The organism is Janthinobacterium agaricidamnosum (assembly GCF_003667705.1).
Taxonomy (GTDB): domain Bacteria; phylum Pseudomonadota; class Gammaproteobacteria; order Burkholderiales; family Burkholderiaceae_D; genus Janthinobacterium.
Window position 1 is genome coordinate 3,074,992 of the sequence record NZ_CP033019.1, and the last position, 19,790, is coordinate 3,094,781.

General features: G+C 66.1%; 18 protein-coding genes. 12 read left to right on the forward strand and 6 right to left on the reverse strand.

Annotated elements, in window-relative coordinates; all coding sequences use genetic code 11:
• Nucleotides 1–3 precede the first annotated feature (3 nt).
• Nucleotides 4–600, reverse strand: a complete 597-nt coding sequence (locus D9M09_RS13830) for a cytochrome b/b6 domain-containing protein (RefSeq protein ID WP_121669592.1) — start codon at nucleotides 598–600, stop codon at nucleotides 4–6.
• Nucleotides 600–1,406, reverse strand: a complete 807-nt coding sequence (locus D9M09_RS13835) for a DUF1223 domain-containing protein (RefSeq protein ID WP_071650140.1) — start codon at nucleotides 1,404–1,406, stop codon at nucleotides 600–602. The genes D9M09_RS13830 and D9M09_RS13835 overlap by 1 nt, the downstream gene beginning before the upstream one ends.
• A gap of 131 nt (nucleotides 1,407–1,537) precedes the next feature.
• Here D9M09_RS13835 and D9M09_RS13840 point away from each other — a divergent pair, with 131 nt between their 5' ends.
• The 10 genes from D9M09_RS13840 (at nucleotide 1,538) to D9M09_RS13885 (ending at nucleotide 12,499) form a co-directional block, all read left to right on the forward strand.
• Nucleotides 1,538–2,128: a sigma-70 family RNA polymerase sigma factor gene (locus D9M09_RS13840; RefSeq protein ID WP_121669593.1), complete on the forward strand. Its 591-nt coding sequence runs from the start codon at nucleotides 1,538–1,540 to the stop codon at nucleotides 2,126–2,128.
• Nucleotides 2,125–2,772, forward strand: a complete 648-nt coding sequence (locus D9M09_RS13845) for an NrsF family protein (RefSeq protein ID WP_121669594.1) — start codon at nucleotides 2,125–2,127, stop codon at nucleotides 2,770–2,772. The genes D9M09_RS13840 and D9M09_RS13845 overlap by 4 nt, the downstream gene beginning before the upstream one ends.
• 131 nt (nucleotides 2,773–2,903) lie before the next feature.
• The gene (locus tag D9M09_RS13850) at nucleotides 2,904–4,412 is read left to right on the forward strand and encodes a DUF4331 domain-containing protein (protein WP_205602365.1); all 1,509 of its coding nucleotides are present in this window, start codon (nucleotides 2,904–2,906) and stop codon (nucleotides 4,410–4,412) included.
• An 18-nt stretch (nucleotides 4,413–4,430) separates the two neighbouring features.
• On the forward strand, nucleotides 4,431–4,679 hold the full coding sequence (locus D9M09_RS13855; protein WP_121669595.1) for a hypothetical protein: 249 nt from the start codon (nucleotides 4,431–4,433) through the stop codon (nucleotides 4,677–4,679).
• Between the two features lie 64 nt (nucleotides 4,680–4,743).
• On the forward strand, nucleotides 4,744–5,958 hold the full coding sequence (locus D9M09_RS13860) for a hypothetical protein (protein ID WP_121671083.1): 1,215 nt from the start codon (nucleotides 4,744–4,746) through the stop codon (nucleotides 5,956–5,958).
• Nucleotides 5,958–7,085, forward strand: a complete 1,128-nt coding sequence (locus tag D9M09_RS13865) for a HupE/UreJ family protein (RefSeq protein ID WP_121669596.1) — start codon at nucleotides 5,958–5,960, stop codon at nucleotides 7,083–7,085. Before D9M09_RS13860 ends, D9M09_RS13865 begins: the two co-directional genes overlap by 1 nt.
• 129 nt (nucleotides 7,086–7,214) lie before the next feature.
• On the forward strand, nucleotides 7,215–7,724 hold the full coding sequence (locus D9M09_RS13870; RefSeq protein WP_121669597.1) for a sigma-70 family RNA polymerase sigma factor: 510 nt from the start codon (nucleotides 7,215–7,217) through the stop codon (nucleotides 7,722–7,724).
• On the forward strand, nucleotides 7,721–8,713 hold the full coding sequence (locus D9M09_RS13875) for a FecR domain-containing protein (protein ID WP_121669598.1): 993 nt from the start codon (nucleotides 7,721–7,723) through the stop codon (nucleotides 8,711–8,713). The genes D9M09_RS13870 and D9M09_RS13875 overlap by 4 nt, the downstream gene beginning before the upstream one ends.
• A gap of 103 nt (nucleotides 8,714–8,816) precedes the next feature.
• Nucleotides 8,817–11,285: a TonB-dependent siderophore receptor gene (locus tag D9M09_RS13880; RefSeq protein ID WP_121669599.1), complete on the forward strand. Its 2,469-nt coding sequence runs from the start codon at nucleotides 8,817–8,819 to the stop codon at nucleotides 11,283–11,285.
• On the forward strand, nucleotides 11,285–12,499 hold the full coding sequence (locus D9M09_RS13885; RefSeq protein WP_205602366.1) for a PepSY-associated TM helix domain-containing protein: 1,215 nt from the start codon (nucleotides 11,285–11,287) through the stop codon (nucleotides 12,497–12,499). The genes D9M09_RS13880 and D9M09_RS13885 overlap by 1 nt, the downstream gene beginning before the upstream one ends.
• Here the strand turns inward: D9M09_RS13885 and D9M09_RS13890 are convergent, their stop codons facing one another.
• On the reverse strand, nucleotides 12,500–13,045 hold the full coding sequence (locus D9M09_RS13890; RefSeq protein WP_121669600.1) for an RNA 2'-phosphotransferase: 546 nt from the start codon (nucleotides 13,043–13,045) through the stop codon (nucleotides 12,500–12,502).
• A 17-nt stretch (nucleotides 13,046–13,062) separates the two neighbouring features.
• The gene (locus tag D9M09_RS13895; protein ID WP_205602367.1) at nucleotides 13,063–15,132 is read right to left on the reverse strand and encodes a TonB-dependent receptor; all 2,070 of its coding nucleotides are present in this window, start codon (nucleotides 15,130–15,132) and stop codon (nucleotides 13,063–13,065) included.
• Nucleotides 15,133–15,227: 95 nt separating this feature from the next.
• Here D9M09_RS13895 and D9M09_RS13900 point away from each other — a divergent pair, with 95 nt between their 5' ends.
• Complete coding sequence (locus tag D9M09_RS13900) at nucleotides 15,228–16,457, forward strand: response regulator (protein WP_121669601.1); 1,230 nt, start codon at nucleotides 15,228–15,230, stop codon at nucleotides 16,455–16,457.
• On the opposite strand, the gene D9M09_RS13905 is transcribed toward D9M09_RS13900, so the two are convergent.
• Together D9M09_RS13905 and D9M09_RS13910 are read right to left on the reverse strand one after the other, a co-directional pair.
• Entirely contained in the window at nucleotides 16,436–16,810 is a 375-nt protein-coding gene (locus D9M09_RS13905; protein ID WP_162995675.1) for an immunity 22 family protein, read from the reverse strand. The genes D9M09_RS13900 and D9M09_RS13905 overlap by 22 nt on opposite strands.
• A gap of 1 nt (nucleotide 16,811) precedes the next feature.
• Nucleotides 16,812–19,505 carry a polysaccharide deacetylase family protein gene (locus D9M09_RS13910; RefSeq protein ID WP_121669603.1) on the reverse strand — a complete coding sequence of 898 codons (2,694 nt, stop codon included), beginning with the start codon at nucleotides 19,503–19,505 and terminating at the stop codon, nucleotides 16,812–16,814.
• 162 nt (nucleotides 19,506–19,667) lie between these two features.
• On the opposite strand from D9M09_RS13910, the gene D9M09_RS29945 reads away from it, so the two are divergent.
• Nucleotides 19,668–19,790: a hypothetical protein gene (locus D9M09_RS29945; RefSeq protein ID WP_276208760.1), complete on the forward strand. Its 123-nt coding sequence runs from the start codon at nucleotides 19,668–19,670 to the stop codon at nucleotides 19,788–19,790.

The following is a 19,790-nucleotide window of genomic DNA, read 5'->3' on the forward strand; positions in this document are numbered from 1 at the left end:
TCCTTAGCGGCCGCGCAGCATGGCGACCAGGGTGCGCGGCACCAGTGCCACCATCAGCAGGTGCACGCCCACAAAGCCCGTCAGCAGCGCCATGGCGATGAAGTGGACCCGGCGCGCGCTGTCATAGCCGCCCATCAGCTCGCGCAGCAGGGGAAACTGCACGGATTTCCACAGCACCAGGCCGGACAGCACCAGCACGATGCAATCGAGCATGACGAACAGGTAGGCGGCGCGCTGCACCATGTTGTAGCGGCGCGGGTCCGCATGGGCCAGCTTGCCCTTCAGCGCGGCGATGAAATCGGCCAGCAGCGCTCGCGGCGAGAGGGGAAAGAACTGGCGCCGCAGCCGTCCCGAGACGATATTGATGACCAGATACAGCAGGCCATTGCCCACCAGCAGCCACATGGCGGCGAAATGCCATTGCAGGGCGCCGCCCAGCCAGCCGCCCAGGGTCAGCGCGCGCGGCAGCTCAAACGGGAAGAATGGCGCCGCGTTGTAGATGCGCCAGCCGCTGGTGGCCAGCACCACCACGGCCACGGCATTGAGCCAGTGCGTCAGGCGCAGCCAGGCGGGGTGGATCACGCTTGCTTGTCCGTTCATCACATCACCCCTTTCGCGCAGGATGCCGTACTGACGGCTTGCAGGATGGCGCTGCTGTCGGCCCGCTGCACGAAGGCGACGATTTGCAGGTTTTCCGGGCGCCAGCTGGCGGGCAGGCTGACTTCGCGGCGCAGCCGGGCGCGGCCTTGCGCCAGCGCAACCGGCCCCAGCCACAGGCGCACGGCCGCATCGTGATGCAGGGTGGCGCCGCGGTTTTCGCCGCGCAGCACGGTCGAGACGATGCCGTTTTCGCTGATGGCGACGTATAGCTGGCCGTCCGTCCGCGCATCCGGCGCGCTGGCATCGGCTTCCAGCAGCAGCTTCCCACCCGGCGCCGGCGTGGCGGACAGGCGGATAGCGACGGGCGCGGCGGTCGCGTTGATGCGGCGGATGGCGGCCGGCAGCTGCGTATCCCAGCCGCGCAATTCCGTGCCGCCCACGAAGAACTGGGGCGTATAGGCCACATGGCGCGGCTGGTGGCGCAACAGCTCGGCCTGGCGCGCATCGAATTGCGCCTGCGCCAGCGGGTCCGTCCAGCCGATCTGGTCCCAGTACGTGACGTGCAGGGCCAGCGGCACGATCAGGCTGGCCGCCCCCGCTTCCTTGCGCAAGGCGTTCAGGCGCTGGTCGGCGGGCGGGCAGCTGGAGCAGCCTTCGCTGCTGTACAGCTCCACCAGCGCCGCCGTCTGCGCACCGCTTTTGACTTCGCAGCGCTGGCCGGAAGCCATCTGCGCCATGGCCGGCGCTACCACAGCCATGCTCAGCAAGGGTAAAAGTAATGTTGCAAGGCGCTGCTTGATGTCCATGGTCTTTCACCGGTATATTAAAAATAGGAAGCGTGCTTGCCTGTCAATTCGCCGCACCGTGCGGATTGGTTACAGCCACCCTCAAATAATTTAAGATTTATTTTTTTCAACGCCTGTCACCAAAGGCTTGCATGCAACGAATACCAATAAGCGAGCAGTTGCACGGCACGGAATTGCGGCTGCACGGCTTGATGCTGCGCGGCCTCGATGGCGATGCGGCGGCGTATCGCAGTTTCTTGCAGGCAAGCAGCGCCCATTTGCGCGCGTTTTTCCGGCGCCGCCTGCAGCGCTGGCCGGACGAGGTGGAAGACCTGGTGCAGGAGTGTCTGCTGGCCATCCACAACCAGCGCTTGACGTATGACACGGGGGTGCCGCTGACGTCGTGGATCCATGCGATCGCGCGCTACAAGATGATCGACTGGCTGCGCCGGCATGGGCGACGCGAGGCGCAGCACTTGCCGTATGACGAAGAGGATAGCGCGCAGGAACTATTTTCCAGCGCCGATGCCGAGGCGGCCGAGGCCAGCCGCGACTTGGGCAAGCTGCTGGCCACCTTGCCGGCGCAGCAGCGCGACGCCATCGTGCATACCAAGCTCGACGGCTGGTCCGTGCGCGACACAGCGGCGGCCATGGACATTTCGGAAGCCAGCGTCAAGGTGGCCGTGCATCGCGGCTTGAAAGCACTGGCGGCCCATTTAAGGATAGAAGGAAGCGCACCATGAAAACCGATGACTTGATCGCCATGCTGGCCAGCGGCCCCGACGTGGCCGCCACAGCGCCGCCCGGCACGCACTGGCGCGCGGCAGGCACTTTGGGCGCCGGCCTGCTGGCCAGCGTGGCCCTGATGGCCATGCTGCTGGGCGTGCGGCCCAACCTGGAACAGCTGGCACTGCTGCCCGACTTCTGGATCAAGGTGGGCTTTGTCGTGTGCCTGTGCCTGGCGGCCTGGCACGTCAGCCGCCGCCTGTGCCTGCCGGGCGCCGCTACCCGTGCCCTGCCCCTGCTGCTCGCCATGCCCGTGCTGCTGATGTGGGCGCTGGGCGCCATCATCGTGCAGGAAGCGCCGCCCGAACAGCGCGCCGAGCTGTTCTGGGGCGCCACCTGGCGCAGCTGCCCCCTGCTGATCGCCATGCTGTCGCTGCCCATCCTGGCCGCCGTGCTGCGCCTGATGCGCCAGCTGGCGCCCACGCGCCTGCGCCTGGCCGGCGCGGCCGCCGGATTTGCCGCCGGTGCCATGGCCGCGCTCGTGTATTGCCTGCATTGCCCGGAGCTGGCGGCCATCTTCGTCGGCTTCTGGTACGTGCTGGGCATGCTGGTGCCGACCGCCATCGGCGCCGCCCTCGGTCCCAAAGTGCTGGCCTGGTAGGGGGCCTACAAGGTCAGTTGCAGACTTTGACAAAGAGTTGAATCCGTTTTTTGTAGCCGTTCGTATAAGTCAGGCAGCCTGCAGTTTCTTGGACTTGTCTGTCAACGCCAACAAAAATCGGGAGAATCGAAATGTCATTGTCACACTCGAAAACCGCACTGGGTGCCGCCCTCCTGGGCAACCTTCTCGCCGTTTCCTTCACTTTGGCCATCGCGCCAGCCGCCTACGCGTCCAGCCACCGCGAAGCGCCGTTCATCACGCAAAACCCCAAAGTCGACGCCACCGACTTCTATATGTTCCGCAGCTATGAAGCGGGCCGCGGCGCCTACACCACCCTGGTGGCCGACTATATTCCCCTGCAGGACGCCTACGGCGGCCCGAATTACTTCGCCATGGACCCGAACGCCCTGTACGAAATCCATATCGACAACAATGGCGACGGCAAGGAAGACCTCACCTTCCAGTTCCGCTTCAGCAATACCATCAAGGACGGCCAGTTCACCGTGGGCGGCAAGAAAGTGTCGATTCCGCTCGTCATCAACGGCGGCGCCATCGATTCCGTCAACCCGGCCGGCCTGAACGTGCGCGAAACCTACAGCGTGACGGTGGTGCGGGGCGACCGCCGCTCGGGCACGCGCAGCAGCGTGACCAACGCCACAGGCGGCGGCACGACCTTCGACAAGCCCGTCGACTACATCGGCACCAAGTCCATCCCCAACTATGCCGCGTATGCCGCGCAGCACGTCTACACGGTCAACATCCCCGGCTGCGCCACGCCGGCGCGCATGTTCGTCGGCCAGCGCAAGGACCCTTTCGTGGTGAACCTGGGCGAAACGTTTGACTTGATTAACATCAAGGCGCCTGCCTCGGAGTTTGCCGCGAATGCGGAGTCGGCTGCCAAGGATGACCTGGCACGCAAGAACGTCACGGCCATCGAGATGGAAGTGCCGACCGCGTGCCTGACGGCGGGCCTGGAGCCCGTCATCGGCGGCTGGACCACGGCCAGCCTGCGCCAGGGTCGTTTGCTGAACCCGGCGCCGGGCAGCACCGCGGCATCGAAGGAAGGCGGCGCGTGGGTGCAAGTGTCGCGCCTGGGCATGCCGCTGGTAAATGAACTGGTCATCGGTCTGAAGGACAAGGACCGCTTCAACGCCAGCAAACCGTCGGGCGACGCGCAGTTTGCCGACTATGTCACCAACCCGACGGCGCCGGCGCTGGTGGAAGTGCTGTTCGGCTCGGCAGGCGCCAAGGCGCCCACCAACTTCCCCCGCAACGACCTGGTGGCCACCTTCTTGACGGGCATCAAGGGCGTCAACCAGCCCGTCACCGTGACGGCATCGGAAATGCTGCGCCTGAATACGTCGATCGCGCCCACCAACGTCGGTGCGCAAAAGCGCCTGGGCGTGATCGATGGCGACAACGCAGGCTTCCCGAACGGCCGGCGTCCCGGCGACGATGTGGTCGACGTGGTGCTGCGCGTGGCCATGGGCAAGCTGTGCACCTTGAACATCGGCTGCGCTCCGGCCGACGCGCCGGCCGGCGGCCTGCACTTCACGGACGGCGCCTTCCTCGATGAAACCTACTTCACGGCAGGCTTTCCCTACCTGAAAAACCCCATCGCCGGTTCGCCGCAGATGTAAGCCAACGAGGAGAACGCGATGAAAAAGCTCCATGCACTCAGCGCCCTGGCGCTCACGGCCCTGCTGGCAGGCTGCGGTGGCGGCGGCAGCAGCCACGACGGCGATAACGGCAACGGCGGCACCACGCCGCCGCCCGTGGTCTTGCTCGATGCGTTTTATGTGGCCGTCGGCAACGTCATCCTGACCACCAGCGATGACAAGGATGGCGTGGCCATCGACGCCATCATGGCGACGTCGCCGGAAGACACGGAACCGGTGCCGCTGTAAGGCCCTTGCGGGCGCCGGGGAGTCCGCTCTCCGGCGCCCGCATCAATGACTGTTGATGGCATCCATGATGAAAACACCGATTTCCCTGCTGTGCGTCTGCCTGCCCCTGCTGGCCCAGGCCGCGCCCTACACGCCGAAAGACGGCGGCGCCGTCATCGAACAGCTGCCGCGCCGCGCCGACGCCACGCAGAGCGAACTGCGCGGCCTGCGCCAGCAATTGAATGCTACGCCGCAAGACCTGACCCTGGCGGCAAGCCTGGCGCAGCGCTACATCGCCCTGGCGCGCAGCGAAACGGACCCGCGCTACCTCGGTTACGCGCAAGCGGCCCTGGCGCCCTGGTGGCGGCAAACGGCGCCGCCCCTGCCCGTGCGCCTGCTGCGCGCCACCATATTGCAAAGCACCCACAAGTTCGGTCTCGCCCTGCAAGACCTCGACGCCGTCATCGCGCAGCAGCCGCACAACGCCCAGGCATGGCTGACGCGCGCCACCGTCCTCACCGTGCAGGGCGATTACGCGCAGGCGACGGCCAGCTGCGCGCGCCTGTCGGCGCTTTCCACGCAGCTGGTCACCGTCACCTGCCTTGCCAATATCGCCAGCGTCACGGGCCGCGCCGCCGCCAGCGAGCGCCTGCTGGACCTGACCCTGCAAAGGAGCGCCGGCGCGGCGCCCGAGCTGGAAAACTGGGCCGCCACCCTGCTGGCGGAAATGGCCACGCGGCGCGGAGATTCAACGCTGGCCGAAGCGCGCTACAAGTCGGCGCTGGCGCGGCAGCCGCGCGACAGCTACCTGCTGGGCGCCTACGCGGATTTCCTGCTCGACCAGCAGCGTCCGCAGGACGTCGTCAAGTTACTCAAAGACCAGCAGCGCATCGACGCCCTGCTGCTGCGTTATGCGCTGGCCCTGCAATCGCTGCCCGGCCAGCAAGCGGCATTCCTGGCGGCCAAGACCGAGCTGGCGGCCCGCTTCAATGCGGCCATGCAACGCGGCGACACCGTGCACCAGCGCGAGCAAGCCCGTTTCGCGCTGTTCTTGCAACAGGATGTACCGTCCGCGCTGCAGCTGGCGCAGCAGAACTGGGCGATCCAGAAGGAAGTGCCCGACATGCGCATCGTGCTCGAAGCGGCCCTGGCCGCGCGCAACTACGCGGCGGCCCGGCCCGTGCTGGCGTGGGTGGCGGCCAACGGCGTGGAAGACGAGGCTCTGCAGCGCCTCGTCAGGCAGCTGGGGCCGCAGGATGGGCAAAAAGTCAGTATTATCGGGAAAGCGGGGCTACTGTGATGTGTGCTGTAAAGCGCTGCCTGTTCATCCTGTTCCTGTGCGCCTGGCTGGCCCCCGCGCAAGCCCACAAGCCCAGCGACAGCTATCTGAGCCTGGCCGTGCACGGCCAGCAGGTCGAGGGGCAATGGGATATCGCCCTGCGCGACCTCGATTTCGCCATCGGCCTCGATGGCAATGGCGACGGTGCGCTGACCTGGGATGAAATCCGCGCGCGCCACGCGGCCATTGCCGCCTACGCGCTGCAGCGCCTGCAGCTGGCCAGCGACCAGGGCGTCTGCCCCTTGCAAGCCGCCGGGCAGCTGATCGACAACCACACGGACGGCGCCTACAACGTGCTGCGCTTCCAGGCCACTTGCCCCGACGCCGCACCGGCCAATCTGACCATTGGCTATACACTGTTCGCCGACCTCGACCCGCAGCACAAGGGGCTGCTCAAGATCGACAGCGGCGGCGCCACGCAAACGGCCATCTTCGACCCGGACAGTCCGCGCCAGACCATCTCCCTGGCCGCGCCCGACCGCCTGGCGCAGTTCGGCGCCTACGTCAGACACGGCATCTGGCATATCTGGATCGGCTACGACCATATCCTGTTTTTGCTGTCGCTGCTGCTGCCGGCCGTGCTGCTGCCGGGCTTGCGCGAACAGCAGCAGGGTCTGAAGGCGGCCTTCCTTGACGTGCTGAAAGTCGTCACGGCGTTCACGCTCGCCCATTCCATCACCCTGAGCCTGGCCAGTCTGTCGCTCGTATCGCTGCCTTCGCGCTGGGTGGAGTCGGCCATCGCCGCTTCCGTCATTCTGGCCGCGCTGAACAACCTGCTGCCGCTGTTCCGCAGCAAGCGGCCCGTGGCCGCCTTCGCCTTCGGCCTGATCCACGGCTTCGGCTTTGCCAGCGTGCTGCGCGACCTGGGCTTGCCGCAAGGCTCGCTGCTGGCCAGCCTGCTGGGCTTCAACGTGGGCGTGGAAATCGGCCAGCTGGCCATCGTCGCCGCCTTCTTGCCCCTCGCCTGGCTGCTGCGCAAAACCTGGCTGTACCGGCAAGTGCTGACTGTGGGCTCGCTGGCGATTGCCCTGGTGGCGTGCGTGTGGCTGGTCGAGCGGGTGGCCGATATCAGGCTGATCCCGGCCTGATGCCGGCTCGCTAGCGTTGCTGGCCCGCCACTGCCGGGCCACAAGTCGCGGCAATCAGTCTACAATACGAACAATTCTCAATCGCATCAAGGCCACGCTGTCCCGCGGACCATGGCATGGAAAGGTTGCATGCTACGCCCGGAACTGGAACTGCACCATCAAATCGAAATCCTGTACAGCGACCATCACGGCTGGCTGCAGGGCTGGCTGCGCCGCAAGCTGGGCAACGCCTTCGATGCGGCCGACCTGGCGCACGACACGTATCTGCGCATCCTCGCGCGGGGCCGCGCGCCCCAGCCGGAAGAATCGCGCCAGCATCTGGCGCAGATCGCCAACGGCCTGGTGGTGGACCTGTTCCGCCGACGGCATATCGAGGCCGCCTATGCGGACGCCATCGCCGCGCAGCCGGAAGCGACTGTCCCCACGCCGGAAATGCGCGCGCTGATCCTCGAGACACTGCTGGAAATCGACGCCATCCTCGCCAGCCTGCCAGCCAAGGTGCGCGACGCCTTTTTGCTGTGCAAGCTCGAAGGCATGGCGTATGCCGACATCGCCGCGCGCCTGGGCGTATCCGTCTCGTCCGTGGAAAAATACATCGCCCGCGCCCTGCTGGCCTGCTGCGCGGCGCAATTCGCATGAGTTCCCAACCGGACGGCGCCCCCATCGCCCCCGCCGCGCTGCAGCGCGCCGCCGAGTGGATGGCGCGGCTGTGGGCGGAAGACGCCAGCGTGGCCGACGCGGATGCCTGCGCCGCCTGGCGCGCCGCCCACCCCGAGCACGAGCGGGCCTGGGCCCGGCTGCAGCGCTTCGCCCGGCAATTCGACGCTTTGCCGCGCGAGGTCGCGCGCGGCGCGCTGGCGCCGGTCCAGCGCCGTGCCACCGGGCGCCGGCGCGCCTTGCAGCTGCTGGGTCTGATCGCGGCGGGCGGCGGCACGGCCCTGCTGGCGCACGAGTCCGGCCTGTGGCAACGAACGGGCATGGGCAGCGACTACCGCACTGCCGTGGGCGAGACGCGCGCCATCGTGCTGGCCGACGGCACGCAGGTGGTGCTCGACACGGCCAGCGCCATCGACGTGCGCTACAACGCCGGCGAACGGCGCATCGTGCTGCGCGCGGGCGCCGTCCTCGTCACCAGCGCGCATGAAAACGCGGCAGTCTACCGCCCTCTGCTGGTGGCAACGCCGCAGGGCACGGCCACGGCACTGGGTACGCGCTTCTCCGTGCGCCTCGACGATGGCGTCAGCCAGGTCGCCGTCTTCCAGGGCGCCGTGGCCTTGCAGCCTGCCCGCGCCGGGGCGGAATCCCTGCATCTGCAGGCGGGCCAGCGCGCCGGCTACACGCGGCAGGACGTACAGGACGTGGCGAGCGTGGAAGACAGCGCCGCCGCCTGGGCGCAGGGCAGCCTGGTGGCCGAACGCATGCGCCTCGATGACTTGCTGGCCGAGCTGGGCCGCTACCGCCACGGCGTGTTGCGCTGCGACGAATCCATCGCCGGCCTGCGCGTGACGGGCGTGTATACGCTGCGCGACACGGACCGCTCGCTGGCCAACCTGGCCCTGAGCCTGCCCGTGCAATTGCGCTACCGCACACGCTACTGGGTCAGCGTGGGGCCGCGCCAGGCGTCCTGAAAAATACCTGCAAAAAAAATGAAAAAACGTTGAGGGTTTTGGCTTTTCGTTCGGAATACGGGAAGAACGAATTTTTTCCCGCCACTTTCCAAGGATTTGCACCATGCCTGCTCGCCTGACCGCTCCCGCACACAAGCTGCGCCCGTTTCCCCTCGCCGCCGCCATTCAGGCCCTGTTCCTCGCTGGTGCCGCCGTGGGCGCCCTGGCCGTCACGGTCCCTGCCGCCCACGCCCAGGCGGCAGGCAACACGCAGGCGCAGCGCCAGTACGCCATTCCCGCCGGACCGCTGGAACGTGCGCTGACCAGTTTCGCCAGCACGGCCGGGGTGGAACTGTCGGCCGATGCAGCGCTCCTGCAGGGCAAGCGCAGCGGCGGCCTGACGGGCAGCTACACGGTGCGCCAGGGCTTCGAGGAACTGCTGCGCGGCCAGGGCCTGCGCCTGGTGGCGGGCGCGCATGGCGCGTATGCGCTGCGCGCGGACGCCTCCGCGGCACAGACGCCAGCGCCGGCCCAGGCCAGCGCCACCCTGCCCGCGATCACCATCAATGCGAGCAGCGAGCGCGAGACGGCCACGGGCCCCGTGCGCGGCTATGTGGCGCGGCGCGCCGCCTCGGCCACCAAGACCGACACGGCCCTGAACGAGAACCCGCAATCCGTCTCGGTAGTCACGGCCGATGAAATCAGCGACCGCAATGCCGAGTCGCTCGACGAAACCCTGCGCTACACGGCCGGCGTGACGCCGAACCAGCGCCCGCTGGGCAGCGACGATTCCTCGCTGCTGCGCGGCTTCACCATCGAGACGAACGGCATCCTGCAGGATGGCTTGCGCAATTCGGGCCGCACCTTTGGCGCCTCGATCGAGCCGTATGGCCTGGAACGCCTGGAAGTGCTGCGCGGCCCCGCTTCCGTGCTGTACGGGCAGATTCCGCCCGGCGGCATGGTCAACGCCGTCAGCAAGCGCCCCAGCGCGGATGCCGTGCGCGAAGTGGGGATTGAGTACGGCAGCTCCCAGCGCCGCCAGTTGAAAGCCGACGTGGGCGGCGCGCTCGACGCACACGGCGACTGGACCTACCGGGTCGTCATGCTGGGCCGCGAAGCCCATACGCGGCTGGAGCGCGACCGCGACAACCGCCTGTACTTCGCCCCCTCGCTCACGTGGCAGGCAGGACCGGCCACGCGCCTGACCTTGCTGGCCCGCTACGAGCAGGACAACCAGCAGTACGCGTTTCCCAACCAGCTGCTGCAGCCTGGCCCGCGCGGCCAGGTCGACCCCAGCGTCAACCTGATGGGCGACGATAACCGTTTCAAGCGCCGCAACACCATGCTGGGCTACGAGTTCGAGCACAGATTCAGCGACACCTGGTCGCTGCGCCAGAACCTGCGCTACACGCGCCTGAACAACGACCGCACGGACATGTTCCCCTTGGGCCTGAATGACGATGGCACGGTGGAGCGCTATTTCATGCCCGTCGATACGGCGTCGAAAAGCCTGTTCGCCGACACCCAGCTGCAGGCGCGGTTTGCCACCGGCGGCCTGGCGCACCAGGTGCTGCTGGGCGTCGATTACGCGAACATCCGCAACACGGACGACTACCGCCATCAAAAAGGCTTTATCGCGCCGATCGACCTGTACCAGCCCGTGTACGGCAAGCAGCCGCTGCTTCCCGCCAAGGCGCCCACGCGCGCTGAAGCGCCGTCGCGCCAGCTGGGCCTGTATGCGCAGGATCAAATGAAATGGAACCGCTGGGTCGTGACGGCCGGCCTGCGCCGCGACAAGGCCACGCAATCGCGCGACGTCACCGACCTCCATAGCGGCGCCGTCAAACCCGACTTCCACCAGTCGCCATCGGCCACCACGGGCCGCGTGGGCGCCGTCTACCTGTTCGATGGCGGCTGGGCGCCGTATGTCAGCTACGCCACCTCGTTCTCGCCCGAACTGGGCATCACGGCCAACGGCAGCGCCCTGAAGCCATCGCGCGGCAAGCAGTTCGAGGCCGGCGTGCGCTACGAACCCGTGGGCCAGCGCGCCAGCTATACGGCGGCCGTCTTCGACCTGGTGCGCGACAACGTCACCACCTCCGACATCGGCAACCCGGGCCGCTTGCAGCAAACGGGCCAGGTGGGCTCGCGCGGCCTGGAACTGGAAGCGCGCACGGAGTTTGCCAGCCGCCTGAGCCTGATCGCGCAATACACCTACCTCGATACGGAAGTCAGGAAGAGCAATAACGGCGACCTGGGCTTGCAGCAAGCGGGCGCGCCGCGCCACAGCGCCTCGGCCTGGGCCCGCCAAGCGTTCAACCTAGGCACGGCGCTGCCTGCGTATGCGGCGCTGGGCATGCGTTTTCTCGGCGCCATGCGTTCGAACTCCGACGGCGAGAACCTGAATATCCGCAATGGCGGCATCACGCAGTGGGACGCGGCGCTGGGCGTGTCGCGCGGACCGTGGCAGTTTGCCCTCAACGTCAACAATGTGCTCAACAAGCAGACCCTGTATGACTGCGGCTACCTGCCCAATCTGTGCTACCGCAATGCCGAACGCACGGCCAACGTCAGCGCCATGTACCGCTTTTGATGCCATCGCTGCAAATGCGCCCTGCATTGGCGGCGCTGCACCGCTACGCCGGCCTGCTGATGGCCGGCTTCCTCATCGTGGCCGGCGTCACGGGCAGCGCGCTCGCGTGGAAGGATGAACTGGAGGCGGCCCTGCTGCCTGCCGTCTTCCGCGCGGCGCCGCCAACGCCGCGCGCCGCGCCGCTCGACGCCCTGCTGCTGCGCGAGTCCGTCGCCGCCCGCTTCCCGCAGGCGCAGGTCAGCTACGCGCCGCTGTCCGCGCCAACAGGCCGCAGCATGCAGTTCTACCTGCGCCCGGGCGACGAATCACCGCTGGCCAGCGACGAAGTGTTTGTCGATCCGTACACGGGGGCGCTACTGGGCCAGCGAAAATGGGGCGAGATCGGCCAGGGCGCCATCAACCTGCTGCCCTTCATCGAGCGCCTGCACTATGCGCTGGCGCTGGGCGACACGGGCTTGCTGATTTTCGGCCTGATCGCCATCATCTGGACCATCGACTGCTTCATCGGCGCCGCCCTGACCTTCCCCGCACGCCTGAAAAAACGCTCGCCGGGCAGCAAGCCGTGGCTGCTGCGCTGGCGCCCGTCGTGGCTGCTGCGCCGCCATGGCGGCACTTATAAACTGGTGTTCGACCTGCACCGCGCGGGCGGCCTGTGGCTGTGGGCCATGCTGCTGGTCTTCGCCTGGAGCGGCGTCGCCTTCAACCTGTACGGCGCGTATGCGGCCGTGATGCATCCGCTATTTCCCCATCAGCCAGCCGAGGAAGTGGTGGCGCGGCACACGCCGTCGCCGGGGCCGCGGCTGGACTGGCCTGCCGCCCGCGCGCAGGGCCGCAGCCTGATGGCGCAGCTGGCGCGCAGCGGGCACTTTGCCATCCTCGAGGAAAATGCGCTGGCCTACGAGCGCGCGCTGGGCGTCTACAGCTACAGCGTGCGCAGCAGCCGCGACGTGCGCGAACACAAGGGCCTGACCACCGTCTTTTTCGATGCGGCCAGCGGCCGGCAGCTGGCCGCCTGGCTGCCCACGGGCGCGGCCAGCGGCGACACCATCCGCAGCTGGATCAGCGCCCTGCACATGGCCTCGATGTGGGGCTGGCCCTTCAAACTGTTCATCTGCGCCATGGGCGTGCTGGTGGCGGGCCTGAGCGTGACGGGGGTGCTGATCTGGCGGCGCAAGCGCCAGGGGCAAGCCAGGGCCAGGGCGCTAAGCCATTAATCAGGGAAAACCGATGAACGCCCGCGGCACGGCCTGCGTCAGCCACACGCCGTTGTCCGACACATAAAACACGTGGCCCTGCGCCTGCATGGCGGCCACATCGACCGTCAGCACGACGGGCTTGCCGTGGCGCGCACCCACGGCCACGGCCGTTTCGCGGCTGGACGACAGGTGCACGTGATTGCGCGATCCCGGCAGCAGGCCGCCGGCGCGAATCGCTTCCACGAAACGGCTGGCCGTGCCGTGGTACAGCATGGCGGGCGGCGTGGCGGGCGGCAGTGCGATGTCGACGGCGGCCAAGGAATGCCCCTGGTTGGCGCGGATGCGCAAGCCGTCATCGCTGATGGCGTAGCGCGTCTTGCTGTCGCGCGCCACCACCTCATCCAATTGTTCGCGGGAAATATGTCGCCCATGCTGGGCAGCGTGCGCCAGCAGCTGACCGATATCGGCCCAGCCCTGGGCATCGAGCGCGAGGCCGATTTTTTCGGGAGAGTGGCGCAGTATGAGGGCAAGGAATTTACTGGTATTTACTAGGTGATCGGTCATGCCCCAGTTTATCGTTATCAGAACGCATACGACAAGGTCAAGCGCGCGGACCGGGGTTCGACGGGATGAAAGTGCCGGTCATTCACGCCGTCCGCCCCCTCGCCGGGCAGCCGTGACGCATAGTAGTAATCGATGTCGCTGGCGCGCTTGTTGAACAGATTGAAGACGTCGAGCGACAGCCGCGTCTTGCGGTTGAGCTGGTAAGCGAGGCGCGCATACGCCAGGGTCGTCGAGGTCGAGCGCACGCTGTTGTCCTCGATCAGGGGACGGGGGCCGAAATAGCGCAGCTGCAAGGCGCCCGACCATGGCCCCCGGTCCGTCACCGTCACGCCGAACGACGCCACCTTGCCGATCGCGCCCGGAATATGGTTGCCGGCCGCATCGTTTTGCGTGTAGCGCGAGCGCGAGACTGCCAGGTCCAGGTCGAACAGCAGCCACGGCGCGGCAACATAATGGTTGTTCCACTCGATGCCGTGGCGGCGGCTGGCACGGCTCGGCTGCGTTTCGCCAGCATCGCCCACGAACAGCAGTTCCGACGCCAGATCGAGGCGCCACAGGGCCAGCGAGCTTTGCAGGCCCGGCAGCCATTCCGTGCGCGCGCCCAGTTCCAGGCCCCTGGTCGGCACGAGGGGCGTCACGGGAGCCGAAGGCGTGCCATCGGGCAAGCGCGTCTGCGTCGTGCCCCGCGCATCGTTGCTATGGAAACCCTTGCCGTAGTTCACGAAGAATTCCGTCTGGCTCCACGGCCCCAGGATCACGGACAGTTTCGGCGACACCACGTGGTCCTGCGCCGTACCGCTGTTGCCGGCGATGCTGCTGGCCACATTGAAACGGTAGGTGTCGTAGCGCACGCCCGCCACGGAACGCAGCCACTGCAGCCACTGGGTCGTGTTTTCGCCGTACAGGCCGACGCTGGCCTCGCGCACCCGGTCTTCGCGCACCGTGGCTTGCCGCACTCTGTCCACCGTGCTGTACAGGCCCACCGGCGACACCCGGTCATAACGGGCCTGCACGCCGAGCTTGTTGCGCATGGAAAACCCCGCCAGCTCCGTGGTCCAGCTTTCGCTCGTGTTGACACCGGCCACCGTGCGCCGCTCGCTTTGCTGGAACTGGTCGCCGGCGGCCGGGTCGGCCAGGAAATAGGTGAAGTCACTGTTGAGTTCCAGCTGCGAGCGGATCAGGTACGCGTCAAACTCGAACACCCGGTTTTCCGTGCGCCGGCGCATCGCATACGACAGGCTGGCGCGCGAGGTGTCGCCGCCGTCGCTGGGCGCGAGCGAGCCAAAACGGCCGATCTGGCCGGACTCCACGGCGCGCAGCGGCACCTGGTCCGTGGCGTTCCAGCTGTTCTTGTAGGCCATGGCCGTCACGCTGAAGCCGTCGTCCGGCGTGCCCTGGCTGTAGCGCAGCACGCCGCTGACCTTGCGCACGCGCTCCGGCACGTCCCAGGGGCCATTGTTGCGGTTCACCTCCAGGCCGTAAAGCAAGGTGCCTGGTCCCGCATCAAGGGAATCGGCCACGACGGCGCGCACATAACCATGCTGGCCCACGGACACGCTGGCCTGGCCTTGCGGCAATCTGTCGGCCAGGCGGATGCGCGCCGCGCCCGCCGAGCCGAAATCGCCTTCGCCCGCGAAATACGGCCCCTTCTTGTAATCGATGCGCTGCACCAGCTCGGGAATGAGGAAATTGAGGTCGGAATAGCCCTGGCCATGCGCATGCGTGCGCATGTTGACGGGCATGCCGTCGACGTACGTGGCGAAATCCGTGCCATGGTCGAGGTTAAAACCGCGCAAGAAATACTGGTTGGCCTTGCCGTCGCCGCTGTGCTGGGTGACGATCAGGCCCGGCACGAATTCCAGCAATTCGCCCGTGCGCAAAGCGGGACGGTTGACGATCAGCTCATTGGTGATGACGCCCTGGCTGGCCGCATCCGAGGTGCCGACGGCGTTGTCGTAGTGGCCCGTCACGCGCACGGTGCGCGACGCATCCATGGGCGATGCGGCCTCCGGCGCAGCCGCCTTGCCGGCGCCGGCCAGCAGCAACAAGGCACAAGCTGCCAGCTGTTTGCGTTTTATCAACCGCATCGCGTCTCCCCTTTTTATGATGTCAGTACAGGCTCCTACGGGATATATACGCGGCAGGCCGGCTGCCTGGATTCAGCATTTTTCAAGGAGCGACCGTGGACCTGAGCGACAGCAGCGGCAAGGCGAGCAAAAGCGTCACAGCGGCCGTGCGCAAGCGCGACGTGCTGCCGTACATCCTGCTGTTCATCTTGCTGGCCGGGCTGCTGGCCGTGCTGGCGGGCGCCCTGCTGCCGCCCTACTACCACGCCGTGCCGGCCCTGCTGTGGAGCCTGGGCTTTTGCGTCAGCGGCATGCTGCTAGGGTTTTTATTCGGCATACCGCGCAGTCTGCCCTCGGGCACCGTCAACGCCGCCCCGCCCGACGAGCAGGCTAATGGCAAGGGCCGTTCCACGGACGAGCCTCCCCCGGCAAGCGCGGACGCGGCAACCGGCAACCCCAGCAATACCCTGTTTCTGGGCACGCCCACGCCCATGGAAATCAATTCGAATCTGGTGGAAGTGTCGGACTGGCTGACGAAAATCATCGTCGGCGTGGGTTTGATCGAGCTCAAAAGCCTGCCTGGCAGCGCGCGCAGCATGGCCGCCTTTATCGCGCCCAGCCTGGCCACGGACACGCCCACGGCCATGGCGGTAGTGGGCGGCATCATGCTGTTCTTTTCCGTGCACGGCTTTTTGATCGGCTATTTGCTCACGCGCATTTACCTGTCCATCATGATCAAGCGCGCCGACAGCCTCGTCAAAAACGAATCCGTGCGCCTGGAAAGCGGCAAGGAAATCGAAGTGACGGAACTGAGCCGTTTGCAGCAAAAGTCGCTCGACGACATGCAGGAAGCCGTCACGCAGTTGCTGCTGGCCCATCCCCCCGATGGCGCCGCCGCCGTCACGGCCCTGGCCGCCGCGCCGACGGCGCAACGGCCGGTCAGCCTCGTGCTGTGGCTGGACGACCACCCGCGCAACAATACCTTGCTGATGGAGCAGCTGGAGCGGGAAAACATCAAGGTGGACCAGGCCGTGTCGACGCGGCAGGCGCTGGTCATGCTGCAACAGAAGCACTACGCGCTGTTCATCACGGACATGGCCAGGGTGGAAAACGGCCGCCGGGTCAAGGATGCGGGCGTGCGCACGGTGCGCGAAGTGCGGCAGGCGCAGCCCGCATTACCGATCATCGTCTATTGCAACAAGGATACGTTGGCAAGCTATGGCACGGAAGCGCAGGCGGCGGGTGCCCGTTTCATCACCACCTCGGGCACCAGCCTGCTGGCCAGCGTCAACAAGCTCATACATGAACAACGCGGAAATGAGGCTCAGCCGCCGTCGCAGGCGTAGCTGCCCACGTGGTGCAGCGAGCTGCGCTGCGGATGCGCCAGTTGATTCGGCGCAAACACGCAGACGACCGTATCGGCCAGCACACCCTGCGCGTCCGCGCACGCCTGCGCCAGCCAGTTGTCCGCATACGACACGCCATCGAGCAACTCTGCCAGCGGCGCGGGCGCGGCCAGCAGCGCGCTCTCGAAGCAGGCCGGCTCATAACACGTGAGGCCCGTTTCCAGGAAGAATGGCGACGGCACGGCATCGCCATCTTCCGTGTACGCGGGCGCCAGGTAAGCCTGCAGCGCTTCCCAGCTGGGAAAGCGGCCGCTGCAGGTGAAGACGTGGACCATGGGCAAGTTGGACGTCAACTTACAGCTTCTCCATCTTTTGCCGCACGGCCGGCGCCGTCGAGACCGTCGGCGCCAGTTCCAGATAGGTTTTATATGCCGCTTTCGCCTTGGCCGCATCGCCGGCTTTGGCATACGCGTCGCCCAGGTTCAGGTAGGCGATGGCGCGCGACGGGTCCATCTTGACCGTGTTTTCAAACCAGCGTGCCGCTTCGCGGTATTTTTCCTGCTTGTAGAAGACAAAACCCAGGTTGTTGGCCGCCAGCGCGAAGTCGGGACGCAATTTCAGCGCTTCCGTAAATTGCGCTTCCGCCTGCGCGTACTGTTTCTCCTTGTACAGCTGCAAGCCGCGGTCGTTGGCCCGCTGGGCCAGCTGGCGTGTGGAGGTCGGTACGGCGCCCGGCGTGACGATCTTCTGTTCGCCGCCCTGCAAATCCTTCACCGTCACGCTGGCCGCCGCCGGTTTGGCGTCGAGCTTGCTGTTCAGGGCAATGGCTTCCGTCGACAGCTGCGTCGTGTTCGGGCTGAGGAATTCCGTCTCGCCCGGCAATTCGAAGACGAAATCGCCCCCTTCCGATCCGGGCAGGCTGCCAAACGCAGGCGTCTGGTTCGAGACGCTGGACACGGCCGGCGCTACATACGCCGCCAGTTCCGTGGCCGTGATCAGGCCGTCACCGTTCAGATCGCCCTTGCCCGCCAAGCCCTGCAGCAGGGTCCACGTAAACACGGAGTGGCCGTTCGGTCCGCCATCGGCGACGAGCTGGTCGCCGCCGCCGGCCGTCAGCATTTGCCGGCCGATGCGTTTGGCATTGTCGCGCAAGAAAGAGCTGGAACCGGCGCCGCGCGTCAGGCCCAGGCCGCTGTAGCAGGCGTCCATGACGAAGAACGCATGTTTGGCCGTCAGGGACTCCGCGATATTCTGGATTTCCGTCATCGGAATCGCATCCGTGGCGAACTGCGCCGGGTCGGAATCGACGGGCACGATGTAGCCGAGGTCGCGCCCCGAGCTGAGCTTGCGCGTGGCGCCGTGACCGGCGAAGAAGACGAAGATACGGTCATTCTTTTGCACGCCGCCATGGGCCAGCTTGTCATGGAAGGCGGCCAGGATGTTGTTGCGCGTCGCTTCGCCATTTTTCAGGGTCACGACGCGCTCGGGCGCAAACGCGAATTTTTCGATCAGGGTTTCGCGGATGCCTTGCGCGTCGCGCACCGCATACTGCAGCTTCGGCCATTTCGCGTAATCGTCGATGCCGATCACGACGGCCCAGGAATTGGCGTAGCCCGTGGTGACGGGCACTTTTTCCGGCGCGGGCGCCGTGGTTTTCGCCACCTGGAAGCTCGTGCCATCCCAGCCCGCAAATTGATAGCCTTCCGCGATCAGCTTGTCGAGCACGGCCGGCAAGGCTTTCACCGTGCGTTCGTGGATGTCGTGGAACAGGACGATGCCGCGCCCCGCCTTGTCGACGGACGCCAGCACGCGGTTCGTGATCGAGCTGGGCACGGGGTCGGCCCAGTCCAGCGAATCGATATTCCACATCACGGATTTCAAATGCGCGTCGGCCAGCGCGGCCATGCCTTCGCTATTGCGCGCGCCATACGGAAAGCGGAACAGCGCGGCCCGCTCGGGGCTGATGGCTTTTAATAAAGTGTCGGTGCCGAGGATTTCGCCTTTCAGCTTGTCGCCCGTCTGCTTCGACAACTGTGCGTGACTGAAACTGTGGTTGCCCACGGCATAGCCTTCCTTCATCAACTTGCGGCTCACTTCCGCGCCCGCGCCCAGCTTGGCATGGCCTTCCGCGTCCAGCGACCCCAGGTTGCGTCCCACATTGAAGAACACGGCCGGCACGCCATACTGTTTCAAAATGGCGCTGATTTCTTCCGTGTAACGGCGGTGCGGGCCGTCGTCGAAGGTCAGCACGATGGTTTTCTTCGGCAAGCCCAGACCGAAGATTTCCGCCTCATCTTTTTTTGGCGCCGGCTTGGCTTCGGGCATGGAGCCGGCGGGAGGAACAGCATACGGCACGACGATGCCATTTTCCTTCAGAATCTGTTCGCGGCTGTACAGTTTTTTCAGCTGCGCAACGTAATCGTCCCACCGTTCGCGCTTGAGTTCGATGGCGCGCTGGCCCAGGTTGCCGAAGATTTGCCGGATTTCCTTCTCGTAATTGCGCTCGATCTCGCCCAGCGCGTCGAGGTCTTCGGAAATGCGCTTGTGCAGCTTGATGGCAGGCAGGGACGAATCCTTGGCCACGTCGGCCAGCATGCTTTGCAGCAGCTCGCGGAAAGCCAGGCGGTCGGCATCGTACAGGCCCGGGTCGGATTCGATATACGTCAATAAACTGTCGAGCGCTTCGAAGCGGCCCGGATTCGTGGGCGCCGTCAATTGATCGAGCGCTGCATCGAGCTTGGCGATGCGTTCCTGGTTTTCATGGAACAGCGCCTGCCCCACTTTACGGGCTTCGTCGCGTGCCCCTTCTGGCAAGCTTTGCTCGTCGGCCAGCAGCACGATGATCTTGCGGAAATTGCCCAGCAAGTCGCGGAACTGGCTGGCCACGGCGGCCGTATCGACGGCGGAATGCGGCGCGGCGGCAGGGCTGCCCGAAGCCGGGGCACCGGGCGTGGCGGTGGCGGCCGGTCGGGTGTAGCTATAAATGCCGGCCCCAGCGGCGAGAGCCACGACAACGGTGGCGGCGATCTTGATCGGCTTGGAAGTCACAGGCTTGTCATTCCCTTCACATACTATGCATACAATTCAGATGGCGCGGATGCGCAAGATGCATAATTGTAGAGCACACTTGGTAATTTGCTCATCCCGCATGCTGAATTTCGGCAATAATATCGCTGCACACCTTCATAGATAGTGAAAACGGGAACGACGATGCACAAGAAACTCTGCGCTGCGGCGCTGATGCTGGGCGTGGCGCTGATGCTGCTGCAATTGCGCGCGCATGCGGGCAACGACGTGGTCAATGTGGCGGGACGCGTGTGTCTGCCGCACTGA